The sequence below is a fragment of the Lysinibacillus piscis genome, assembly GCF_026012395.1.
Taxonomy (GTDB): Bacteria; Bacillota; Bacilli; order Bacillales_A; family Planococcaceae; genus Lysinibacillus; species Lysinibacillus piscis.
Genome location: NZ_BRZA01000001.1, coordinates 66,627 through 89,453 on the forward strand (window position 1 = coordinate 66,627; position 22,827 = coordinate 89,453).

The window sequence follows — 22,827 nt, forward strand, 5'->3', positions numbered from 1 at the left end:
GAAATCCCCCCTTTACCTATTAGACTTTCATTCCTATCATTTGGCTTTCTTTTTTCTAAAAAAATACATGAAATAACTATAATCGAGAAAAAACGCCCACTAATGTGAGCGCTTTGTCCTTTAGTTATTCATTTGTACCTGTTTCAATCGCATATTGTGTAATCCAATCACTATAGCTACCAACATAAAGTTGAATATGCTCATAACCCTCATCCGCTAGTACGGCATACAACGGGGAGGCTGTGACACCACTGCCACAGTACACTACGACATGCTCGTCCTGTGCTACTTTTTGGCGCAACGCTTCATTTGCCTGTAGTGTGCCATCCCCCTTTAATTGCTCCCAATCAAAGTTTTTGGCTGTTGGAATATGACCTGCTATCTTATCAAGAGGTTCTACTTCACCACGATAACGAGCAGCCGCCCTTGCATCCAACAAAGTGGCTTGCACCTCGCCGTCCACAATCGCTTTCACTGCTTCACGTGGCGCATAAAGCTCATCACGCCACACAAAATCAATAGCAGTCGGTGCATAGTTCACCACATCCGCTGTAAAATCAACCTTTGTTGCTAAAGCTGCTGCCCCACCGTTCACAATGACTACATGCGGAAAGCCTGCATATGTTAGCATCCACCATGCACGTGTCGCAAATGGTGCTGCTCCTTGGTCATAGACAACAATCGTATCCTCATACCGTAAGCCTACTGATTGAAAAAGATCGGCTAGCTTTGCTTTACTTGGCATCGGATGACGACCATTTTCAGATGTCATATCCGATAAATCTTGCTCCAAGTCCAAATAAATAGCACCTGGTGCATGACTTTCCTCAAAGGCTCTTTTCCCTGCTTCGTTATCCTGTAAATCAAAGCGTGCATCAATAAAGCGCACATTATCTAATTGTATTTCTTCTACTGATTTAAATACCTTCCCCAAACGAATCACCTCATACGTGTTGTAATTGTGCGTAAATCGTTTTCCATGAAGCAAGACGGCTCTCTTCTTGAAGTGCCAGTCGCTCTGTATTAATTTGTTCTAATGCTTGCTGTACAATATGCTGACGAAGCTTTTCTGCTTCCTCTGCCATAAAGACAAGTGCCCATTGTATAAATGACGCTTTTTGCTTATCTAAATAGTGCTGTGCATCTGGTTTTGTTAATGCCTCTAGCGCTTCACTTAGCTTCATCTTTTCATTTTTCTCAAAAAAGGCTTTTTGATTACGGAAATACGATTTTACACTTGTATACTTCGTGAAATCTGCAAAAGGTCCTTCAAATTCGAGTAAATTCGGTGCAGAGCCTTCAAACGCTAAAAACGAGAAGCTACGGTTTAATGCTTTTAACTCACGCACTTCATCCTTAAAGCGCTGCTGCATTTTTTTCGTAATAAATTGGGACAGACGGAAATTCGTGACACGCATTTCCTGTGTAAAATCAAAGCGTAAACTTTGCAATACTTCCTTCAAAGCATGCTCTAATGCTTGCTGTGCTGGCATCGCCGCAAATGTCGATGGATTATAGCCTTCCTTAAAGAATTCAGGATAACGATAATACACACGCTGTAGCACATAATACAATAGCTCATCTAACTCCTGCTTCATTTCACTTTCCAGCATCGTTGTTGGCAATGTTGCAAACTGCGCTGTCACATGCTGCGAAAGTGTTGTAAGCTCTGCTAAACGCTCATCCTTACGCTTTAAGTTATCCTCTGTTTGAGCAATTAAATCCCCTAAACGTTGCTCTGTTTTCTCGACTTCCTCTGCCAATGCTTGCACCGCTAACGCACTGAGCTCGTCATGTAAAAATGTATGGAACGCTTCCTCAAATGGTGGCATACCCGATGTGAAATCTACGCCTTCCGTTTTTTCCTTCAAGGCTAATAAACTCGATACACCATATAAGCGAGGGAAACGAATACCAAAGCGCTGTAACTCCGAGCGCACATAGCCCTTTACATCCTCCTGCTCCTCTTCTGTTGTTGCCAAGTCAATAGCATTGACAATAAAGAACATTTTATCTAGTTCAAAGGCATCCTTAACACGCCCTAGCTGAATTAAAAACTCACGGTCTGCCTTGGCAAACGCATGGTTATAGTACGTAATAAATAAAATGGCATCTGCATTACGAATATATTCAAAGGCAACACCTGTATGACGAGCATTGATGGAATCCGCTCCTGGTGTGTCCACAAGCGTTACACCCATACGTGTCAATGGACTATCAAAATAAAAATCAATATTATCAACAAAGCACGATTTATTTTCCTGTGCCACAAATGCTTCAAACTCAGCACGTTCTACACGTAGCACTTTGCCGAGCTCTGTCTGGAATGCTGGATAACCTTCTTGATAAGCACGAATAAAGGATTTATGGACATTTAAACGCTCATCCGATAATTTAACGGCTAAGCCCTCATCTGCACGTTTGAATGCCTCCTCTAAAGAAGAAACGGATAAACCGATTGCCGCATAAGAGCCTTGAATATCCTCTAGCATTTGCTCTGCTGTTTTTAACTGCACATCTGCTGTCTCATGCGGATGCTCTGCTGTTACAGGGCGGATTTTATTAATCGCTGCTGTTGTTGGGTTTGGTGATACAGGCAGCACGGGTGCACCCATTAAAGCATTCGAGAAGGAAGATTTCCCCGCACTAAATGCGCCAAACAAAGCAATTGTAAAATCCTTTTGCTGTAGACGTGCTACTTTATTTTCTAAGTAGGCAGCGACCTCTGCAAAGCCCTGTACCTCTTTGACAGCATTTGCCGTATGCAACGCCCGCTTCACAACACCATCAATTGGTAAATTAGCAACGTTAACGGCTTGCTGTTGTTCTTCCTGCTGTGGAGCTTCCGTTTTTGGCTTCAGCATGGATTCATCGAACAAACGAATTTCAGCCTGTGCTCGCTTAAAGTCATTTGCCCAATTAGTTAGCTGTGTATTCGCTAGCTGACGGATTTCATTGCTCGCTTGGTGCATCACGCTGGCACTATATTGTTGATAGCCCTCAATTTCAAGCACAGCACGAATCGCATCGACCTTGGCCTGCATCCCTGCCATTTTTAGCTTAGACGGCGTTGCTGTTTCTGTTGCTACTGCTTGCAAGATATCCGCCTGTGCCTTTTTCCACTGGTCTGTTTCTTGGATAAAGTAACGCTTTGTTGCCTCTGCTACACGATTGGCGAAATTAAGTAGGGCATCTCCGGTTAATAACGCTCCTGCCTGCATTTGCTCCTCAACTAGTGAGAATGGTAACGCAAATACATATTGATCAATGGCTGTTGCGCGTTCCTCGTTCAATGCTCCTACATCTTTTAAGGCTTTTTTCATTAATCCCTTTAAATGCCCTGTAATTTGAGCATGAACAACGGTTTGATAAGTACTGTAAGCATCCTCTTTACGACGCTCACGTTCCTCAGCTGTCTTTTTCTTCGCTGTAAATAAACCGCCTACTTTAAAGCTTTCTTGCTGACTTTCTAAATAAAGACGCAATTTTTCACGTAAATCTGCTGGCATAATCGCCGCATTGGCTAATAACTCTTTACGCTGTTCCTCAAACGTTTCATTCCATGCCTCAATCGAAAATAGCTCCACTTGACGGTTTAGCTGATTGTATTGCTCTAAAATATCTTGATGATGTGCCCAATCATCTGCACTTAAAATATCTTCATCAATCGCTAAACGGTCCTGTCTTTCTTCCATTAAATAATGGTCATGCTCACTTTGCAACAAACGCAGTGTATTCGTGGCTGTTTGCACAAGCTGCTCCTGCCAATCATTCATACTATCCATGACAATTTTTTTCACCGTTGCAAAATCATTATGCGGATGCTCAGGCTCACGCAATGAAGTAAAGAACACGCCCTTTGGTACAACCCCCCATGCCGCAAAGGAATTATGCACTGTTGCTTTAAAGTCCTCAAAGCTTAGTTCATTATCCTTATGTTTGTCAATCATATTGACGATTAAATAAACATTTGGATTATATTTCATTAATTGCTTCGTAAATTGGAAATTCAATTCAGACTGCACATGATTGTAGTCCATTGTGTAAAATACGCTGTCTGCAATATGCAGTGCCGATTCGGTAGACATTCTGTGCGCATCATCCGTGGAATCAACCCCTGGTGTATCCATCACCGTTACACCTAGTGGCAATGTAGAGGCACTATGACCGATTTCAATTTGCGATACTAAATCCCCATTTTTACTTAGCTCTTTCACCGTTTTAAAATCGTAGCCTGCCTCAAATTTAACAGGCTTATCATCATGCATATAAACAATCGCAAAATCCTCTGCTGATTTATGCACCTTCACAATGTTAGCACTTGTTGGAATGGGACTGGATGCCAATAAATTTTCACCTGATAACGCATTAATCATACTTGATTTACCCGCAGAAAAATGCCCTGCAAAGCCAATGACATATTCCCTTTGCTGTAGCTTACGAGCAAAGAGCGCTGTTTTTTCCATACGCTCTGTATCACCATTATGCTGATAGATTATGTACTGTAATGAGGCCTGCTTTAATAGCCCCTCTAATTGTTGCTCAAAATCATTCATCAAAACAAGAAACTCCTTTACCTACTGAATTCATCTATGTAGTATTCTACCTTATTCGACAGGCAAAGTATAACACTAATTTATCTTGATTCTGTAAGCATATGGATACATAACTATAGCAATGTTCGCTACATGCATATTGTAGAGAAAAGGCATTGGAGGTAATTTGACAATGGTACATAAAAAAATCCGACGCATAATTGATTGTGAAAAACAATGCAAATGGCCACATCTTATTGCGAGTGATGCAGCTTGTATACAACCACCGCCCCCTGTCATTGTGCCAGAAGGCTCAATTATTCCTACTGTCTATCGTTATTTTTATATTGCTGCCACAGATATCTCCTTAGTCGGTGGCGCTACACTATCTGCTTCTCTTTTTTCTGATGATTTTGGTCAAGGCGTGACAACGATGACACTTTTCCAGCCAAATGGCTATGTCAATTTGTATATCAATGCAGTGATGCAGGAGGCTGGCATCTACACCATCACATCTGAAGCCTTAAGCTTTGCACCCTACCCAGCTACTATTTACAGAGGTACACCTATTATTATTGAATCCCTTGGTTTTCACCAAGCTTGAAAGGAGGTGACAATTTGGCACTTTCCATTATTAATATTCATGTCAATGTCACAGGTACATCCACACGCTTTTTCAATGTGTTAGCAGCTCCTTTAGTCATTGTAGATAACTCCACTGTGGCAGTAGGTTCATTTTTAGATGACAGCGGTACAGCAGCAACGGCTTTTCCAGTTGTAACAAATGGTTATTATAATTTGTATATCAATGGTGTTTTACAGGAGGGTGACACATATTCCGTTTCTGCAACAGAGCTAACTTTCCATACCGTAACAGGCACACTCGTTGCAGGTACACCACTAGTGTTGGAAGCGGTGGAGTTGGTTACAGTCATTTAATCGCTTTGTGCAACAGTTACCTATATAAATTGTACTAGATAATATAAAAATCGCTTGTACACATGAACTGTGTATCAAGCGATTTTCTATTTGGCAACAATGATTACTTTTTACGCAACGCAGCAATTTTCTCAGCATATACCAGCGCATGTGGACCATCGCCATGAATACATAATGTTTGGGCTGGTAGCTTTATTTTATCGCCTTGTACAGCGATGACCTCATTGGCTGTCAAAATCCCTTGTACATGAGCTAGCATTTCTTGTTCTGTATCAATCAATGCGTTGGCTTCACGTCTACTCACTAATGTCCCGTCCACATTGTAACGACGATCTGCAAATACTTCTTCATAGACTTGTAAGCCCTTATCCCTTGCCATCTCGACTATTTGACTACCAGCTAAGCTATATAGAATCGCTGTTGGCTGGACATCCTGTACAGCTTGCACAACCGCTTCTGCTAGTTCTCGATTATTGGCACTTTGATTATAGAGTGCACCATGTGGCTTGACATGATGGAGTGTGCCACCTGCCACTGTGATAAATGCCTGTAATGCACCGATTTGATACACGACCATATCATAAATTTCCTGTGCTTGAAAGTGCATATCTCGACGCCCAAAACCTTCTAAATCAGGATAACCTGGGTGAGCACCAATATGGACATTTTTCTGAATAGCTGCTCGTACTAGCTCATGCATCAATGTATGATTCCCCGCATGATAACCGCAAGCTATATTCATCGATGTCACATAATCTAAAATACGTTGATCTGTATGAACACTTTCTCCAAGATCACAATTAATATCCAAAGCCATTTCTACACCTCCATCAATGTAAATTTCACTGTATCCAACCGGCGCATTTGAGCGATTTGGTCTAAATCATCCTCATGCACAGTCGCAATAATCGGATAGCCTCCTACCGTTTGAGCATCTGCCATCAAGACAATTGGCTCACCGCTTTTCGGCACTTGAATCGTACCAAATTGTGTCGCCTCTGATAAAATATCCCTTGGCTGCTGTAGCTGTAATACCCCACCCTTTAAGTAATACCCCATTCGATTACCACTGACAAATTGAAAAGTCGTTTCTATAAATTGTTGCTGACTTTCGATTGAAAACAGATGGAAATGAGGTCCTTTAAATGCACGAACAACGCGATGTGATTCAAACTGTGGACGATATGGTGCGTAGAGCCCCCTTGTCTTAGTACTTGAAGCAACAGACTGCCCATACAGTATATGTCCTTTTTGCAATGACTCACCCATATGCCCTAAAGGAAAACAAGAGCGACTTCCTAATTGTTGCTCTGCTTGAAATCCCCCATATGGTGTGAGATAAAGAATAGCTCCCTTTACCACTCGTTGTATAGTCAATCGATCTCCCTTTTTTAGTTGGAAGGTTTTCCACATCTCGATTGGTAGCCCATTCACTAAACAGATGCTTTCTGCTCCTGTTAATACATAGGTCGCCTCTGCCAATGCCTCAAACTCAAAACCACCAATAAATAGCTCTAAAGATGTTTCATTATCTGTATGTCCTAAAATGAGATGGGAAGCTTGAAAAGAGCGCCGATCCATTGCACCTGCAGTAGGAACACCATATGCACGATAGCCGTAGCGCCCTTGATCTTGCAGACTACCATAAACACCTTGCTTTCTTACTAAAAGAAGTGGCCTCAATAACTATTCACCTCCATTTGTCGAAACTCTGCTTTCGTGATTTCATAAAATTGGATGCAATCACCCACATCTAGTAAAAAGGGTTGTGCTCTTTGCATTTGAAATAACTTTAGGGGCGTTTTGCCGATAATATTCCAACCACCTGGTGAATCGAGAGGATAAATACCTGTTTGTGCACCACCAATACCAACTGAGCTTGCCGCTACTCGCTGACGTGGCTTAGCTAAACGTGGCACAAATAATGCTTCCGCTAGTTCACCTAGATACGGAAAGCCAGGTAAAAAACCAATGACATATACACGATAGACCTTCGCTAAATGAAGCTGTTTAATCTGCTCGTAGGCTAAGCCTGTATAATCCATCACTCGTTGCATATCTAAAGCAAATTCCTCATCATAGCAAAGGGGAATTTGAATTGGTGTATGGGACACACTCACCTCTATGCTTGCTTGTTGTGCGTACCATTGTTCACGTAACGGCTGCAATGCTACCTTTCGTTTTACATAAGCAGTAACCGTTGCATAACTTGCTACCACTTCTAACAAATCCGCAGATAATGCCTGTTGTAGAAATGTACGAAATAATCGAACATTGCGACTATTTTCTGCTGATATTTCCTCTTGAAATGCAAAACGTATCGTATACTGACTTACCCAAAATGCCGTCGGAAATTCAATCATTCTTTGCATGAACAGCTTCCTCAAGACAAAGCTCAATACTAGCAATTAAATCCTGCAAATGCCAGCCAGGTATTTTTCCATGTTGAATCGCTAGCTCAAATGATGCAGGAATATGGATAAATCCTGCTAGCACTCCTTCATGCTGCCGTGCATAAACAAGCCCTTCATACATAATGTTATTGCATAAATATGTACCCGCTGTATTGGAGATTTCTGCTGGATATCCTTCTTGATGCAAACGATTCACCATATTGCGAATAGGTAAATTCGTTAAATAGGCATCTGCCCCGTCAGAATAAATACTTTCATCTACTGGTGTATAGCCATTATTATCTGGCTCCCCATCCTTGACATTAATCGCTATACGCTCTGGTGTTATTTTAAAACGCCCTCCTGCTAAGCCCATAGAAAGAATAATGGTCGGCTGGATTTCCTCAATATATTGCTTCAGTTGATGTGCTGCCTTTTGAAAATCTACAGATAGCACACGTCCTTCGATTATATAATTACCAATTGACGTTCCTGCTAATGCTTCGACAATTTGCATTGTTGGATTGATTTTATAAGCTAAAAATGGTTCAAAGCCTGTTAATAAAATTTTAGTCATCTGCTATTTATTCCCTTTTATTCAAATAAATCCCGCACCAACTAATTGTTCATGCGGGATATAGCCACTATTATTTTAAATGTGTTGTTGTTTTTTTCATTACATAGTTCCCTATACCTGTATAAACAATTACTGCTACACCAATCAGAACAAAGGTCATTTGATAGACACTCCTTTTTAGTCATTATGTCTTAGCTTTATAACACCTCGATTTGGTCAAGTAAACAGATGCACAATCGTGACGATAACAACATACCTTTTCGAAATCACTTACTTTTCGATTGAATTTGACAATCATTCTCATAAACATCATATAAATTTCATGTAAATTCGTCAAGACATGCCTTCATCTTATGCTTTCAACATGATAAGATAATAGGAAAGGATGGGAAAGGAAGAGATAATGATGAGTAGTTCGAAGCATTTTCAAACCATTTTAAATGGTACAATTCACGCGCTAAAAACAATACTACCTGTGGAAATTGAGGTACAAGCACCAAGTATTGTGGCAGAGCCCTTTCAACAACAACAAATGGGTGTATTAATTGGTTTAATCGGTGATTTAAAAGGTCGTGTCATTATTGATTCTTCTCCCGAAGTATTTAGTGGTATTGGCAGTGTGATGTTTGGTATGCCATTAGAAGGTGCCATGTTAGAATCCTTCACTGGTGAACTTGGCAATATGATCGCAGGCAATTTATGTACAGCTGTAGGGCAAGAAAACCTTGAAATCGATATTACGCCACCAACTGTCATGGTCGGAAATACGAAATTATATGGCTTTGAGCGGGCCTTTTCACTTCCTGTCAGCATCCCAACGATTGGACCGATGACCGTGTTATTAACAATTGAAGAAGACGAAGAATAATAGACTATTCTCCAAACCATCTCGAACAGTGAGTCGAGATGGTTTTTATTTTGATTAGCAGTTTTCACATATTCTTCACATAAACCAGCCAAAGGTGTGATTTTTTTCACATCTTAAGAAAGGGAATTCTTATATGATGGCAGTAAGGAAACACATAATCCATGCTTAGGAGGAGCGAAGATGACAAATAAGAAAAAACCAGATGATAATTTAAAAGGCACACTCTATGCTGTATTCGGTGTTGGAATCATTATTATTTTGCTTTGGGTGTACTGCTTTGATTTATTTATCGGACGTTTTTAATTTAAAAAGAAGGGACAGAAACATATGCACATACATAAGTATGAGAAGTATTGGCTTGTGTTCGGAATCGCCACATTAGTAGCATTTCTTGTGATTGTCGGCGTTGGCGCATTCCATCAAGGCTCACATCCAAATAACGGTAAAAAAACATTAGACTATGAAAAAGTAAGAGAGCATGAGATTTTTAGTAACCCTGGTGTGCACAAAGTAGAAGGCAAGGATTGGGATTATGAAGTCGTTGTCTTAGCATCAGCTTTCAACTACGAGCCTCCTGTCATCGAAGTACCTCTTGGCGCAAAGGTGAAGTTCATTGCGACAAGTGCAGACGTTATGCATGGCTTTGAAGTGGCAGGTACAAATATTAATATGATGCTAGAGCCTGGTTATATTTCAGAGTATGTCACAGAGGTCAATAAAGTAGGCGAGTTTTTAATCGTATGTAATGAATACTGTGGTACAGGACATACGATGATGCATTCTATGCTAAAGGTGGTGGATTCAAATGAGTCGCACAAATAATGGAACAAAGGTCGATCGTCGTGACGCTAAATTAGCAATGGCCCATATTTATGTAGCATTTATCGCATTATTATTAGGTGGTCTTGCAGGTTTATTACAAGTATTTGTTCGCTCTGGTCAATTCACATTACCAGCAGGCATCGGCTATTATCAAGTATTAACGGTACACGGTGTTTTACTCGGTCTTATTTTAACAACATTCTTTATCTACGGTTTCCAAATTGCCAGTGTTAGCCGTACATCTGGTACATTTACAGATGCACAGCGTCGTATAGGATGGATTGGTTTTTGGTTAATGACAATTGGTACGGCTGCGGCGGCAGTGATGGTGTTATTAAATAAAGCCACTGTTCTTTACACATTCTATGCCCCACTACAAGCACACTGGATTTTCTATTTAGGCTTAACGCTTGTTGTTGTAGGTTCTTGGGTTGGTGGTGTAGCACAAATTTTACGTTATACACAATGGCGTAAAGAAAATAAAGGTAGCGGTCAGTCTAGCCCATTATTATCTTACATGGTTGTTGTCAATAATTTAATGTGGTTTGCAGCAACATTAGGTGTAGCCATTTCTGTACTATTCCAATTGCTTCCTTGGTCATTAGGTTTAATCGAACGTGTCGATGTTGCCTTATCTCGTACATTGTTCTGGTATTTCGGTCATGCACTTGTATACTTCTGGTTATTACCAGCTTATATGGTATGGTATACAATTATTCCAAAGATTATCGGTGGCAAAATTTTCTCTGATTCCTTAGCAAGACTATCCTTTATGCTCTTCCTACTTTTCTCTGTACCTGTTGGCATTCATCACCAATTAACAGAGCCTGGTATTTCAGGAACATGGAAGTTCATTCAAGTTATTTTAACATTTGCTGTAATCATCCCTTCTTTAATGACAGCCTTTTCGATGTTTGCGATGTTTGAATTACGTGGACGTGAATTAGGTGGTAAAGGCTTATTCGGCTGGTTCAAAAAATTACCATGGAAAGATGTTCGTTTCTTCGTACCATTTATTGGGATGGTCGCATTTATCCCTGGTGGTGCTGGTGGGGTTGTCAATGCCTCTTATCAAATGAACCAATTAATCCATAATACCATTTGGGTAACAGGGCATTTTCATTTAACAATTGCTACAGCCGTTGTGTTAACTTACTTTGGTGCAGCCTTCTGGTTAATTCCACACCTAACAGGTCGCACATTAACAAAATCTTTAAACAGTCTTGGGAATTTTGCAGGCATTTTATGGGCAGTCGGTATGACGATTATGTCATCTTCTATGCACATTGCGGGCTTATTTGGTGCACCACGCCGTTCTGATTACTCTGAATATGGTGGCGCACAGCAAGCATATGATTGGATTCCTTATCAAATCGCACAAGCAGTTGGTGGTACGATTTTATTCATCGCCATTATCGTTATCCTTTATGTAGTGGCAAAATTAGCTTGGTTTGCGCCTAAAGGTGATGAAGAATTCCCTGTTGGTGAAGTTCATGCACATAGTGGTCCAACACCAGCGATGTTAGAAAACTTTAAATTATGGGTTGTGATTTTAGCAGCATTAATTTTATTCGCTTACACGATTCCCATTTTCGATATTATTTCAAATTCACCGCCAGGCTCAAAAGGCTTCAAGCTGTGGTAAACTAGAAAAAGGAGTTGCTACTTGATGAGCAACTCCTTTTTTATTTGTCCTACAATTGATAAAGCTTAGTATATTTCTCTTGTAGATAGTTTGCTAAATAGGTAGCGTTTAGTCCTTCTCCAGTACCCTCCTGCAATAGCTCAAATGGTTTTTTCAATGCACCATACTGATGTACTTTTTCCGTTAACCATTGACGAATCGGTAAAAGATTTCCTTTTGCCAGCAGCTCATCAAAGTTTGGAATATCCTTGTCCATCGCATGCTTCCATTGTGCCGCATACATTAATCCTAGTGCATAGGATGGGAAGTAGCCAAACATCCCACCTGACCAATGCATATCTTGTAGCACACCTTTTGCATCTGTTTCAGGGCGGATACCTAAATATTCTTCGTACTTATCATTCCATACTTGTGGTAAATCCTTTGGCTGTAAATCGCCATTGAATAAGTCACGCTCAATTTCATAACGAATCATAATATGCAATGCATACGTTAATTCATCTGCCTCAATACGAATGAAGGAAGGCTCTACCATATTAATAGCTCGTAAGAAATCGTCTAAGGCTACATCACCAAATTGTGCTGGTGAATACTGTTGTAGACGCTCATAATTATGCGCCCAAAACTTTTCATTACGTCCTACAAAATTTTCATAAAATAAAGATTGTGACTCATGAATGCCCATGGATGTCCCTGCTGCTAATGGCAAACCTGCTAGCTTCGCATCAATATTTTGTTCATACATCGCATGACCACATTCGTGAATTGTACCAAAAATGGCTGAACGGAAATCATGTTCATCATATTTGGTTGTAATGCGGGCATCCCCATGATTTAAGCCAACCATAAATGGATGTACACTTTCATCTAGGCGACCTGCCTCAAAATCATAGCCAAGTTGCGCTAAAATTTCTAATGATAGTGCACGCTGCGCCTCGCGTGGAAAGTGCTTCAATAGCATACTTGTATCTGGTTGCTTTGGAGAGGCTCCAATTTTTTGAACAAGTGTGACAATCGTTTCACGTAATTCACCAAAAACACGATCCAATACATCTGTCGTCATATCTGGCTCAAATAAATCGAGCAATGTATTATATGGTGAGCCATTTTTCATGCCCCAATAGCCAATAAATTTCTTTTGCCAGCTAATTAATTGCTCTAAATAAGGTAAAAACAACGCAAAATTATTTGTTGCCTTTGCTTCTTCCCATGCTGTTTCTGCCTTCGACTGTAAAATCACATATTCTTTGTAATCCTGTGCGGGAATTTTCTTATTTTGATCATATTGTTTACGAACTTCTTCCACTAATCGTGTTGTTACATAATCAAGGTCCGCTTTTTGCGTCTCTAACGATGTTAATAATTGCCCCAATTCATCACTTGTTTGCATGTCAAACAAGGAAGCAGATAATGTGCCTACTACCTCTGCTCGTTGCTCTAAGCCTTTTTTCGGTGCACCTGTACGCATATCCCAATATATAACGTTTAATGCCTCCGAATAATGTTGCATTTTCTTCACATAGTCTGTAAATTGTTGAACCGTCATGCTGTCATCCTCCTTTGTACTATCAATAGTTTACCATACTCACTAAAAATGCTCCCTACCATTTGGCAAGGAGCAGCTTTTTATATATTTTGACAAATGCCAATGACTTGTTCAACGGCCTCTGCTGATTTATTTAAGGCAGCTTTTTCTGCATCTGTTAAATGTAGCTCAATAACAGATTCGATACCATTACCACCTAAAATAGTTGGTACACCTAAAAATAGCTCTTGGTAGCCATATTCCCCTTCTAGCAATGCGATAGATGGGATAATTTTGCGCTGATCCTTCATGATGATTTCCACCATTTGCGCACAGGCTGCAGCAGGTGCATAATAGGCACTACCATTTCCTAATAGCCCTACAATTTCCCCGCCACCTTTACGTGTCCGTTCCACAATTTGCTCTAGTCGCTCTTGTGGAATCAGCTTTTCTAGTGGGATACCACCTGCATAGGAATACCGAATTAATGGCACCATTTCATCACCATGTCCACCAAGTACAAAGCCAGACACATCTTCAGGTGCAATATTTAATTCTTGTGCAACAAATGTGTTAAAACGTGCTGTGTCTAACACACCTGATTGCCCGATAACACGATTTTTCGGGAAGCCCGTTTCCTTATAACATACATATGTCATCGCATCTACAGGGTTACTTAACACAACGACAATACTGTTTGGTGCATGCTGTTTAATTTGGCGTGATACTTGCTGAATAATTTTCGCATTCGTCATGACTAAATCATCACGACTCATACCAGGCTTACGAGGAATACCCGCTGTGATAACGACAATATCAGCACCTGCAATATCCTCATAATTGCTTGTACCTTTCACAGATACATTGAATTTTTCAATCGGACCTGTTTGCAATAAATCAAGTGCTTTCCCTTTTGTTGGCTTCTCTGCCTCAGGAATATCTACTAGTACAACGTCACCCAACTCTTTTTGTGCTAAAAACAGACTTAATGTTGCGCCTGTATGACCAGCACCAATTACAGCAATTTTACTTTTACGAAAAGCCATTATGCTTCACCTCTGTCAGTAGTTGTTGTTTCTGCTGTTACTTCTGGTGTTTTTTTTGTGCGTGTTGCAGGTGTAGCCGTTTTTTTCTTTGGTGCTTCTGGCCCTTTCACCATCTGGAATACATGGTCATCAGGTCTTGGAATCACATGTGCACCTAGTAATTCACCTACACGTATTGCTGCTGCCTTTCCAGCCTCTACAGCTGCCTGTACAGAGCCAACATCACCTTGTACAACGACCGTTACGATACCACCATCGACAAATTCCTGTTTCACAATTGTGACGTCTGCTGCTTTAATCATTGCATCTGCTGCTTCATAAGAGCCAACTAGCCCTTTTGTTTCAATCATACCGATTGCACTACTCATTATTATCACCTCGCATTACTTCTGTAGAATCAATAATCCCAATGACAACCGCATCAATTGGCAGTGGGTTATCTTTCATAATATAACGGGATGAACCACCGCTTGTGATGAGGACATCATCACCAATACCAGCACCGATTCGATCTGCCGCTACCATTTCGGCACGAATAGGCTTTTGGTTGGAATCGATTGGTTGTACAATTAAAAGCTTTAAGCCGTTCAATCCATCTTCCTTACGTGTCGCCCATACATTGCCGATTACTCTACCCATCAGCATAACGGTCACCTTCTCTTTTCATCATTCATTGCACTATCTATTAATCAGCACGAACTGTTAATGTTTTACCCAGCTCACGTATTTTATCTTGTGCCAGTGCCGTCACAATCGTTTTCTTCGATACAACAATTTCTTGTGCATCAATGGCTAACACTTCTTGCTGTGACAGTAGCTTTTTATCGAAAAAATAGCTTGTCTGCTGTGTTGTTTGTTGCACAACAGGCGTAGATTCTTTCACCGTTACAGGCTTGCTCATCGTTTGAGCATTCACTATTTCACCAAAAGCGCCTTGTTTAATCAGACCTGCATTTGCTTCATCTGTATCAATATGCATTTCTAAACGAAAACGATCTGACACACGAATCAACACATCTGAGAAAATAATAGGACGAATCCCTTCGACTTTAATTTGTACAGACTGTCCGTCCACCACTTGAAGATGTTCGCTATCTGCTGGAGACATATGAATATGTGCCTGTGCTACGATTAATCCTTCCTGTAAGACAACGCTTCCCTTTGGACCAATTAATGTAATAGGGCTTGAGCCTTTAATATCACCTGAAATACGCAATGGTGGCTTTACACCTAATTTCATCGCATCCGTCCAGCTTACCTCTACTTGTGATAATGAACGAGCTGGTCCTAAAATACGCACACGTTCAATTGAACCCTTTGGTCCTGCAATGACGACTGTTTCTTCAGCCGCAAATTGTCCTGGCTGTGATAACTCAAATTTCGGTGTTAACTCATAGCCTTGCCCGAAAAGCTGTTCGACTTCTGTTTGTGCAAGATGAACATGTCGTGCCGATACACCAATAGGGATTTGTCCGTCATTTTGTAGAGCAGGCTGATTTTTTAATACTTGCTGCAATACTTCTTCGACAATTTTTTGTACTAAATGTTCCTGCATAAAATGCGCGCCTCCTTATGATGATTTGATGATTTTTCCTTTTGCTTGTTGTTGGATAAAGCCTGCATTCGCTTCGTCTGTATCAATATGCATTTCTAAGCTAAATTGCTCTGATACACGTACAACAATGCCTCGGAATGTCACAGGACGTTCACTTTCCACTTCAACAGACACCACTTCATTATTTTGCACACCGAATTCCTGTGCATCTGCCGGCGTCATATGGATATGTGCCTGTGCAATGATAACACCTTGTTCAATGGCTAGTTCACGCTCACCATTTTTAATCGTAATGCCAGCTGAATTGGCTACATCACCTGATTGTCGTAATGGTGGATTGACGCCCAATTTCAAGGCATCTGTTTTACTCACTTCTAATTGAGTTGCTGGTCTAACGGGTCCTAATACACGTACATTGTGAATGACTCCTTTAGGGCCTTCGATGGACACACGCTCTTTTGCGGCAAACTGTCCTGGCTGTGACAAATCAAAATCTTTTGTCAGTGTTGCCCCTGTGCCAAAAAGCGCTTCTACATCTGCTTCACTTAAATGTATATGACGAGCCGAAATCGCAACTGGAAATGTTTTTTCCGCCAACATTATCACTCCTATAGTTAACAAACATCTCCCCTGCTGAAAATAGAAGGAGAGATGTTTACCTTTTTATTTATTATGCTTCCGCTTTTGGCAAAATTAATTCTAATTCGTGGTGTGGACGTGGAATCACGTGTACAGATAAAAGTTCTCCTACACGACCTGCTGCTGCTGCACCTGCATCTGTAGCTGCTTTTACTGCGCCTACATCACCACGTACTAATACAGTTACGATACCGCCACCTACATGTACTTTTCCTACTAAATTAACGCTAGCAGCCTTTACCATTGCATCTGCTGCTTCGATTGCTCCTACAAGACCTTTTGTTTCTACCATTCCTAATGCTGTACTCATTTGTCATTCCTCCAAATTATTTATTTTGTGATGAGATTTGTTTTAATACTTGCTCTACAATTTGTTGAACCGTTGCTGCATCTACAGTCGGCTCCTGTGCCAATACGGCTTCTACGACAGATGTCGCTTCCACTAATGGCTCTGGCACATCGACATCTTTTGTGCCGTACGCCATACGCTTAATATTGATTAAATGTCTAGCTGTCACATTATCAGATGTAATGTTACCGCCAAACGTACCGCAACCTAATGTAAAGGATGGTGCTAAGCCTGTTGTTCCACCAACAGCACCAATAGAAGATAATGAATTGACGATAAAGCGTGATACAGGTAAATCAACAGCAAATTGCTCAGCGAGTGCCGCATTTTCTGTATGAATGGAGCATGTATGACCACGTCCACCAATATTCAGTAAATCAATCATAACCTGTTTTGCTTCTACACTATCCTCTACTATATATAATGCAAAAATTGGTGATAGTTTTTCAAGTGAAAACGGAATATTTTTACCGATCATCGTTTCTACCCCAATAATGACTTTCGTATTATCAGGTACAGTAATGCCCGCTACTTGTGCGATATGTGTAGCAGAGCGTCCAACAATTTTCGGATTGACTTTACCTGGTGTTGGTGAAATCAATTGTTCCATTTTCACTTTTTCCTCATCATTGACGATGTATGCATTATTTTTCTTTAGCTCAGCCATGACTTGCTGTGCTACTGCTTTATCAACAACAATCGCTTGTTCTGTTGCACAAATCGTTCCATTATCAAATGATTTACTTTGTACAAGCTGGCGAACAGCCTTTACCACATTCGCTGATTTTTCGATATAGGCTGGTACATTTCCAGGACCTACACCATAAGCAGGCTTGCCAGAGCTATAAGCTGCTTTGACAAGTGCACCGCCACCAGTAGCTAAAATTAAATGAATATCACGATGCTTCATTAATTGCTGTGTTGCTTCCATCGAGGACATTGTTAAACATTGTAGTAACCCTTCTGGCGCACCTGCTTTTTCTGCTGCGATGCGACAAACATCCAATGCTTCCTTTGTACATTTTACTGCATATGGATGTGGGCTTACGACTAAAGCATTGCGTGTTTTCAAAGAAATCATCGCTTTGAAAATTGCTGTTGATGTTGGATTGGTTGTTGGAATAATCCCCGCTACAACACCAAATGGGCTTGCAATTTCAGTTACCTTTTTCGCACGATCAAAGCCAACAACACCGACTGTTTTTAAATCTTTAATATCCTCATAAAGATCTCGTGAGGCTACTTCATTTTTTATTTTTTTATGATTCCAAACGCCCATGCCTGTTTCTTCAACAGCCATTTTCGCTAATCGCTCTGCCTCTTTAAAAGCGGCGTCCGCAACTGCTTTGACAATCGTATCCACTTGCTGCTGTGAATACTGCATATAAATCGCTTGCGCTGCATTTGCATTTTTGACTGCATCACGCATTTCTTGTAATGCAAGTAAATCTTTATCTAGTGTGGCCAATAAAGCCGCCCCCTTTCTAATTGACTGGATTTCTTGCGATATTTTCAATCGCTTCACGGAATGCCTCGGTTGCCGCCTGACAAGCAGACTGACTACCACTTAGTAAACCGCCCCCAAAGTTCGTTTCAGACGGAGGACCAAAGAATACTTTTAACTCGACCTCTGCTGCTTTTAATGCGGCATCTAAACCGACAACCGCCTCAAGTGGTGGGGCAATTAAATACGCAAGTGCTGTGCCGACCTCGACCTCTGCTAGTTCAGCTAAATAAGTCCCACAGCTCGCCACTGTATGGGCAAATAACGCATGACTATCATTATCTAAAATCGCTTCAAAGTACGTGTCAAACTGAATTTTTTGTTGAATCGCATCTAAGCCACTACGAATTTCATCAGGGGAACTACCTGCAATAATACCGATGACCTCACCTGATAATGGACCAGAAGCATGTGCTGCTCCTGCATAGAAACTTTTCGCATATACAACATCGACATCAGCCTTTTTCGTCGCTTCATCAAATGCGACATAGCCAACATCGTCAATTGTCAATGTCACAATACCCAAGCTTTTATGAGACGACTTTAAATTGAATTGTGCTGCCAACTCATCATTAACTCTTGGAATCACTTGCATGGCTAAAATATCCGCCATAATTTTTCGAGGATTCATTGCTTCGCCCCCTAGCTTTCTTTTGCTACAAGACCTACACCACTTGCCTTGTAATGCAATATTTTTTGTACAACTGTTCCTAAGTATGCGCCTGCCTCTAGTGGAGGAATTCCACCTTTATGGATATTGGAAATGACCATACGATCTGCCTCTACTGTACCGATTCGGGGCTGATAGCATAAATACGCACTCATGGATTCAGCGGACACAAGACCTGGACGCTCACCGATTAAGTATACGATGACCTCTGGCTGTAAAAGTTCGCCAATCTCATCCATTAAGGCTACACGCCCTTTATCAATGTAAAAGGTTGTACCGATATCAATATTCAAATTGCTTAAGCTTTGCTGTAATGCTAAGTAAACATCTTGGACATTTTCTTCAATCGCACTTGCACTTAAGCCATTAGAAATAATAATTTGTACAGTCGGATTCTTTTTGCATTTTTCTTGAATCAATGCTTTTCCTTCATCTGACAAACGGCGTCCCAAATCAGGTCGTGTAATGTACTCTTCTTTATCTGTCACCTTTGTGGCAACTTGGAAGACATTTAGCTTTTGCAATAATTCATCAGACACTTCACCATATACAGCATCGACTGCGGCTGCATGATCCAATCGGAAATTCAACCATGTTTTCGTTTTTGGTCGTGTACCTGCTCGTCCTACACCAATTCTAGCTGGTGTATGCTTTCTTGCTGCTTGTACACTATCCGATACATCACCTGCCTCAAACTGAAATTCTTTTGCAGGCTCCGTTGTCGTTTGAGCTATAGATGAAGCAACTCCCTGTGACACCGACTGTGCTACCCCATTATAAAGCTTAATCAAAGGCTCATTTGCTCCAACTGTCGTATTAGGTGCTTCTGCTGTTTCAACTAGCTTCAGCACGGACGGTTGAGAGGCTTCTATTGGCGTTGCTGCCGTATCCTGTCCCATCTTCTCCATCACAAGCTGTGTAATCATAGATACTAATTGTTCATTCAATGGACTCACCTACCTTTCAAATAAAGATAAATCACCAGCTCTTGCTGAAAGACGACCATTTTCATAAATGCCCATTTTTTCTAGCCATGCTAAAAATGCTGGTGCTGGCTTTTTGCCAAGTGTTTGTAGTAATGTCACTACATCATGGAAACTCATGGATTGATAGTTCAGCATGACATCATCGCCCATTGGTGCTGCGATAATAAAGTTCACCCCAGCCGCTGTGAGCAATACACCTAAATCCTCAATATCATTTTGGTCGGCTTTAATGTGATTTGTATAGCAAATATCTACGCCCATTGGTAGGCCATGCATTTTCCCCATAAAGTGGTCTTCTAGGCCTGCACGAATTACTTGCTTATTATTGTATAAATACTCAGGTCCAATGAAGCCAACAACAGTATTGACAATGTATGGATTGAAATGACGTGCAAAGCCATAGTTACGTGATTCTAATGTCAGTTGGTCAATGCCCATATGTGCCTCTGCTGATAGCTCTGAGCCCTGCCCTGTTTCAAAATAAAATAAGTTAGGGCCTGTACCTGTACTATATTTTTTCACTAGCTCATCCGCTTCTCGAATCAAATCCACCGAAATACCAAATGAACGGTTCGCCGCTTCTGTTCCCGCAATACTTTGGAAAATCATATCTGCTGGTGCACCTTGCTGAATCGCCTTCATTTGTGTTGTAATATGCGCTAACACACAATTTTGCGTTGGAATCGACCAATCTGTCATAAATTCCTTTGTCGCATGTAATACTTTTTTCACACTCTCCACAGAATCATCTACAGGATTAATGCCGATTACCGCATCTCCAATCCCATAAGACAAGCCTTCTTTTAGCGAAGCAATAATGCCATCAATATTATCTGTTGGGTGATTTGGCTGTAAACGTGAAGACAGTGTACCCTTTTGGCCGATTGTGATGTTACACGTCGATAAAATTTCCACTTTATTTGCCGCATGGACAAGGTCTAAATTGGACATGAGCTTTGTGACAGCCGCAATAATTTCGGAGTTCATCCCTTTACTTAAACGCTTTAATTCACGGTCACCTGTGTCATTCGATAAAATATACTCACGTAGCTGCTCAATGCTCCAGTTTTTAATTTCTCCATATACTTGCTCATTAATATCACCCTCGATGAGACGTGTTACTTCATCATTTTCTGCTGGTACTAATGGCGTTTCCCGTATATCTTTTACTAATAGCTCGCTTAAGACAGCTTTGGCTGCAATGCGCTGCTGTACCGATTCAGCCGCAATGCCTGCTAAACGGTCACCCGATTTTTCTTCGTTGGCTTTTGCCATTACATCTTTTAATGAAGAAAAATTATACTTTTCTCCACCAAATATCACCGATAAATTCACGGTCATCCTCCTTACTTTGAATGGAAGGCAAGTGTTTTTACAACGACAGGAACAACACCAGATGGTAGCACTTCCCCTATGTCGATATAATCACCTGTCTCCACTTTAATTTGATCAATACAAATAATAGGCACGGTATGATTAATGGCTTGAATCGTTTGGCCAATAATTTTCGCATAATCCGATTGAATCACAATAATAATCGGTAGCTCACTTGAACTTCTGTCCGCCAAATGATGCAAAATTGCCTCACATAGCGTATGGACATCTTGAAAACTTAAATACGGCAATTCATTGAAATAGAGCGCAAATGGGGACAAATGATCCTCTGTTGAAAATAAAGCATCTGCCTGTGCCACAGCTAGTTGGATGATATCATCAAAACTTCTATTGGCTACATCCATATAACAATTAAAAACAGGTACATTTTTAAGTGGTAGCACATCTGCATCGACTTGAATTGTTGCCCCACTAATATCCGTTGTTTGTGTACCAGCACCTGTCACTGTTGCTCGCGATGTTTCCTCTGGCTTTATCCATATAAAAGATTGCAGTTGCTCATGTGCCACAAGTCTTTTCGCCAATTTTTCCCCAATATCATCATACTGACGCATTGAACATTCATTATCATAAATACAAGCCGCTACACCACCTGAGAAAACAACGACATCTACTGGCTTGTGCCAATTTGGCAAATGACCTAGTAATAATGGATGCTGCTCGTCTGTCAATTGTCCGTTTAATACATCAACCAATGTGAGCACCATTTCGTCAATACATTGCGCTACTCGTACATCATCTGCGGCATCCCCAACAACAAGTGGATTTGGCCACTTCTCCATCAGCTTCACAATCGGTGGTGAGATGGAGAGAATTTTTCCTTGATGGAATTCAATCAATCGACCACCAATATGAAGTGTACATGTACCGATGACCTCACCAAACTGCATGACAGCCATGTTTGCTGTACCACCACCAATATCAATATTAGCAATAACTTTCGCCGTATTTTTCGATTGCTGCATTGTACCAGAGCCTTTTGCTGCAATAATGCCCTCTAAATCAGGTCCTGCTGTCGCCACTAAAAATTGACCAGCTGTATCGGAAATAGCATGTATAACTTCACGCGCATTTTCCTTCGTAGCTGACTCACCTGTAATAATAATCGCTCCTGTGGCAATGGCTGTTGGTGCGATTTGTGCTAGTTCATATTGTTGGAAAATAAATTGTTCAATTTTCTCCATATCCAACACTTCTTTGCTAATAAAAGGTGTTTTAATGATGGGACTTTGATGTAAGACACTTTTTTCAATAATTTCAATTTTTGGTACATGTGTAATACCTGCTACGTTTTTCAGTACAAAGCGACTCACAACCATTTTCGTTGTGCTTGTCCCAATATCAATACCTGCACTGTAAATTGTCTCTGTCTTCAAGTT

24 protein-coding genes are annotated in these 22,827 nt (G+C 40.8%); 6 read left to right on the plus strand and 18 right to left on the minus strand.

All coding sequences use genetic code 11. The features are described from left to right. Positions 1-124: 124 nt before the first annotated feature. The gene (locus OPF91_RS00360; RefSeq protein ID WP_264986680.1) at positions 125-934 is read right to left on the minus strand and encodes a sulfurtransferase; all 810 of its coding nucleotides are present in this window, start codon (positions 932-934) and stop codon (positions 125-127) included. A 10-nt stretch (positions 935-944) separates the two neighbouring features. Beyond that, positions 945-4,556 (minus strand): dynamin family protein, encoded by a 3,612-nt coding sequence (locus tag OPF91_RS00365; protein WP_264987841.1) that lies wholly within the window; start codon positions 4,554-4,556, stop codon positions 945-947. A gap of 172 nt (positions 4,557-4,728) precedes the next feature. On the opposite strand from OPF91_RS00365, the gene OPF91_RS00370 reads away from it, so the two are divergent. Both OPF91_RS00370 and OPF91_RS00375 read left to right on the plus strand, forming a co-directional pair. Beyond that, the gene (locus OPF91_RS00370; RefSeq protein ID WP_264986681.1) at positions 4,729-5,139 is read left to right on the plus strand and encodes a DUF4183 domain-containing protein; all 411 of its coding nucleotides are present in this window, start codon (positions 4,729-4,731) and stop codon (positions 5,137-5,139) included. Between the two features lie 14 nt (positions 5,140-5,153). Beyond that, positions 5,154-5,474 carry a DUF4183 domain-containing protein gene (locus OPF91_RS00375; RefSeq protein WP_264986682.1) on the plus strand — a complete coding sequence of 107 codons (321 nt, stop codon included), beginning with the start codon at positions 5,154-5,156 and terminating at the stop codon, positions 5,472-5,474. A 103-nt stretch (positions 5,475-5,577) separates the two neighbouring features. Here the strand turns inward: OPF91_RS00375 and OPF91_RS00380 are convergent, their stop codons facing one another. Genes OPF91_RS00380 through OPF91_RS00395 form a run of 4 tightly spaced genes read right to left on the minus strand, consistent with a single transcriptional unit; the run spans position 5,578 to position 8,444 of the window. Next, positions 5,578-6,291: a 5-oxoprolinase subunit PxpA gene (locus OPF91_RS00380; protein WP_264986683.1), complete on the minus strand. Its 714-nt coding sequence runs from the start codon at positions 6,289-6,291 to the stop codon at positions 5,578-5,580. A gap of 2 nt (positions 6,292-6,293) precedes the next feature. Continuing rightward, positions 6,294-7,157 (minus strand): 5-oxoprolinase subunit C family protein, encoded by an 864-nt coding sequence (locus OPF91_RS00385; protein ID WP_264986684.1) that lies wholly within the window; start codon positions 7,155-7,157, stop codon positions 6,294-6,296. Beyond that, complete coding sequence (gene pxpB / locus OPF91_RS00390; RefSeq protein ID WP_264986685.1) at positions 7,154-7,846, minus strand: 5-oxoprolinase subunit PxpB; 693 nt, start codon at positions 7,844-7,846, stop codon at positions 7,154-7,156. Before pxpB ends, OPF91_RS00385 begins: the two co-directional genes overlap by 4 nt. After that, positions 7,830-8,444 carry a pyroglutamyl-peptidase I gene (locus OPF91_RS00395; RefSeq protein ID WP_264986686.1) on the minus strand — a complete coding sequence of 205 codons (615 nt, stop codon included), beginning with the start codon at positions 8,442-8,444 and terminating at the stop codon, positions 7,830-7,832. The genes pxpB and OPF91_RS00395 overlap by 17 nt, the downstream gene beginning before the upstream one ends. 406 nt (positions 8,445-8,850) lie before the next feature. Between OPF91_RS00395 and OPF91_RS00400 the strand changes: the two genes are divergently transcribed. The 4 genes from OPF91_RS00400 (at position 8,851) to OPF91_RS00415 (ending at position 11,779) form a co-directional block, all read left to right on the plus strand. Continuing rightward, entirely contained in the window at positions 8,851-9,312 is a 462-nt protein-coding gene (locus OPF91_RS00400) for a chemotaxis protein CheX (protein WP_264986687.1), read from the plus strand. 180 nt (positions 9,313-9,492) lie between these two features. Beyond that, positions 9,493-9,615 carry a hypothetical protein gene (locus OPF91_RS00405; RefSeq protein ID WP_264986688.1) on the plus strand — a complete coding sequence of 41 codons (123 nt, stop codon included), beginning with the start codon at positions 9,493-9,495 and terminating at the stop codon, positions 9,613-9,615. 24 nt (positions 9,616-9,639) lie between these two features. After that, positions 9,640-10,134: a cupredoxin domain-containing protein gene (locus tag OPF91_RS00410; protein ID WP_264986689.1), complete on the plus strand. Its 495-nt coding sequence runs from the start codon at positions 9,640-9,642 to the stop codon at positions 10,132-10,134. Further along, positions 10,118-11,779 (plus strand): b(o/a)3-type cytochrome-c oxidase subunit 1, encoded by a 1,662-nt coding sequence (locus tag OPF91_RS00415; protein WP_264986690.1) that lies wholly within the window; start codon positions 10,118-10,120, stop codon positions 11,777-11,779. Before OPF91_RS00410 ends, OPF91_RS00415 begins: the two co-directional genes overlap by 17 nt. A gap of 49 nt (positions 11,780-11,828) precedes the next feature. Here the strand turns inward: OPF91_RS00415 and OPF91_RS00420 are convergent, their stop codons facing one another. The 12 genes from OPF91_RS00420 to OPF91_RS00475 form a co-directional block, all read right to left on the minus strand. Next, the gene (locus OPF91_RS00420; protein ID WP_264986692.1) at positions 11,829-13,325 is read right to left on the minus strand and encodes a carboxypeptidase M32; all 1,497 of its coding nucleotides are present in this window, start codon (positions 13,323-13,325) and stop codon (positions 11,829-11,831) included. 80 nt (positions 13,326-13,405) lie between these two features. Beyond that, the gene (gene mdh, locus OPF91_RS00425) at positions 13,406-14,350 is read right to left on the minus strand and encodes a malate dehydrogenase (protein ID WP_264986693.1); all 945 of its coding nucleotides are present in this window, start codon (positions 14,348-14,350) and stop codon (positions 13,406-13,408) included. Next, on the minus strand, positions 14,350-14,718 hold the full coding sequence (locus OPF91_RS00430) for a BMC domain-containing protein (protein ID WP_264986695.1): 369 nt from the start codon (positions 14,716-14,718) through the stop codon (positions 14,350-14,352). Before OPF91_RS00430 ends, mdh begins: the two co-directional genes overlap by 1 nt. After that, positions 14,711-14,995, minus strand: a complete 285-nt coding sequence (locus OPF91_RS00435) for a EutN/CcmL family microcompartment protein (RefSeq protein ID WP_264986696.1) — start codon at positions 14,993-14,995, stop codon at positions 14,711-14,713. Before OPF91_RS00435 ends, OPF91_RS00430 begins: the two co-directional genes overlap by 8 nt. Positions 14,996-15,035: 40 nt before the next feature. Further along, entirely contained in the window at positions 15,036-15,905 is an 870-nt protein-coding gene (locus OPF91_RS00440) for a phosphate propanoyltransferase (RefSeq protein WP_264986697.1), read from the minus strand. Positions 15,906-15,920: 15 nt separating this feature from the next. Continuing rightward, entirely contained in the window at positions 15,921-16,505 is a 585-nt protein-coding gene (locus tag OPF91_RS00445; RefSeq protein ID WP_264986698.1) for a phosphate propanoyltransferase, read from the minus strand. A gap of 70 nt (positions 16,506-16,575) precedes the next feature. Next, positions 16,576-16,854 (minus strand): BMC domain-containing protein, encoded by a 279-nt coding sequence (locus tag OPF91_RS00450; protein ID WP_264986699.1) that lies wholly within the window; start codon positions 16,852-16,854, stop codon positions 16,576-16,578. A 16-nt stretch (positions 16,855-16,870) separates the two neighbouring features. Beyond that, on the minus strand, positions 16,871-18,361 hold the full coding sequence (locus tag OPF91_RS00455; protein WP_264986700.1) for an aldehyde dehydrogenase family protein: 1,491 nt from the start codon (positions 18,359-18,361) through the stop codon (positions 16,871-16,873). A gap of 16 nt (positions 18,362-18,377) precedes the next feature. Further along, positions 18,378-19,028: an ethanolamine utilization microcompartment protein EutL gene (gene eutL, locus OPF91_RS00460; protein WP_264986701.1), complete on the minus strand. Its 651-nt coding sequence runs from the start codon at positions 19,026-19,028 to the stop codon at positions 18,378-18,380. A gap of 11 nt (positions 19,029-19,039) precedes the next feature. Further along, positions 19,040-20,014, minus strand: a complete 975-nt coding sequence (gene eutC, locus OPF91_RS00465) for an ethanolamine ammonia-lyase subunit EutC (protein WP_264986702.1) — start codon at positions 20,012-20,014, stop codon at positions 19,040-19,042. A 9-nt stretch (positions 20,015-20,023) separates the two neighbouring features. Then, complete coding sequence (locus OPF91_RS00470) at positions 20,024-21,394, minus strand: ethanolamine ammonia-lyase subunit EutB (RefSeq protein ID WP_264986703.1); 1,371 nt, start codon at positions 21,392-21,394, stop codon at positions 20,024-20,026. Between the two features lie 5 nt (positions 21,395-21,399). Further along, positions 21,400-22,824 carry an ethanolamine ammonia-lyase reactivating factor EutA gene (locus OPF91_RS00475; RefSeq protein WP_264986704.1) on the minus strand — a complete coding sequence of 475 codons (1,425 nt, stop codon included), beginning with the start codon at positions 22,822-22,824 and terminating at the stop codon, positions 21,400-21,402. Positions 22,825-22,827 lie beyond the last annotated feature (3 nt).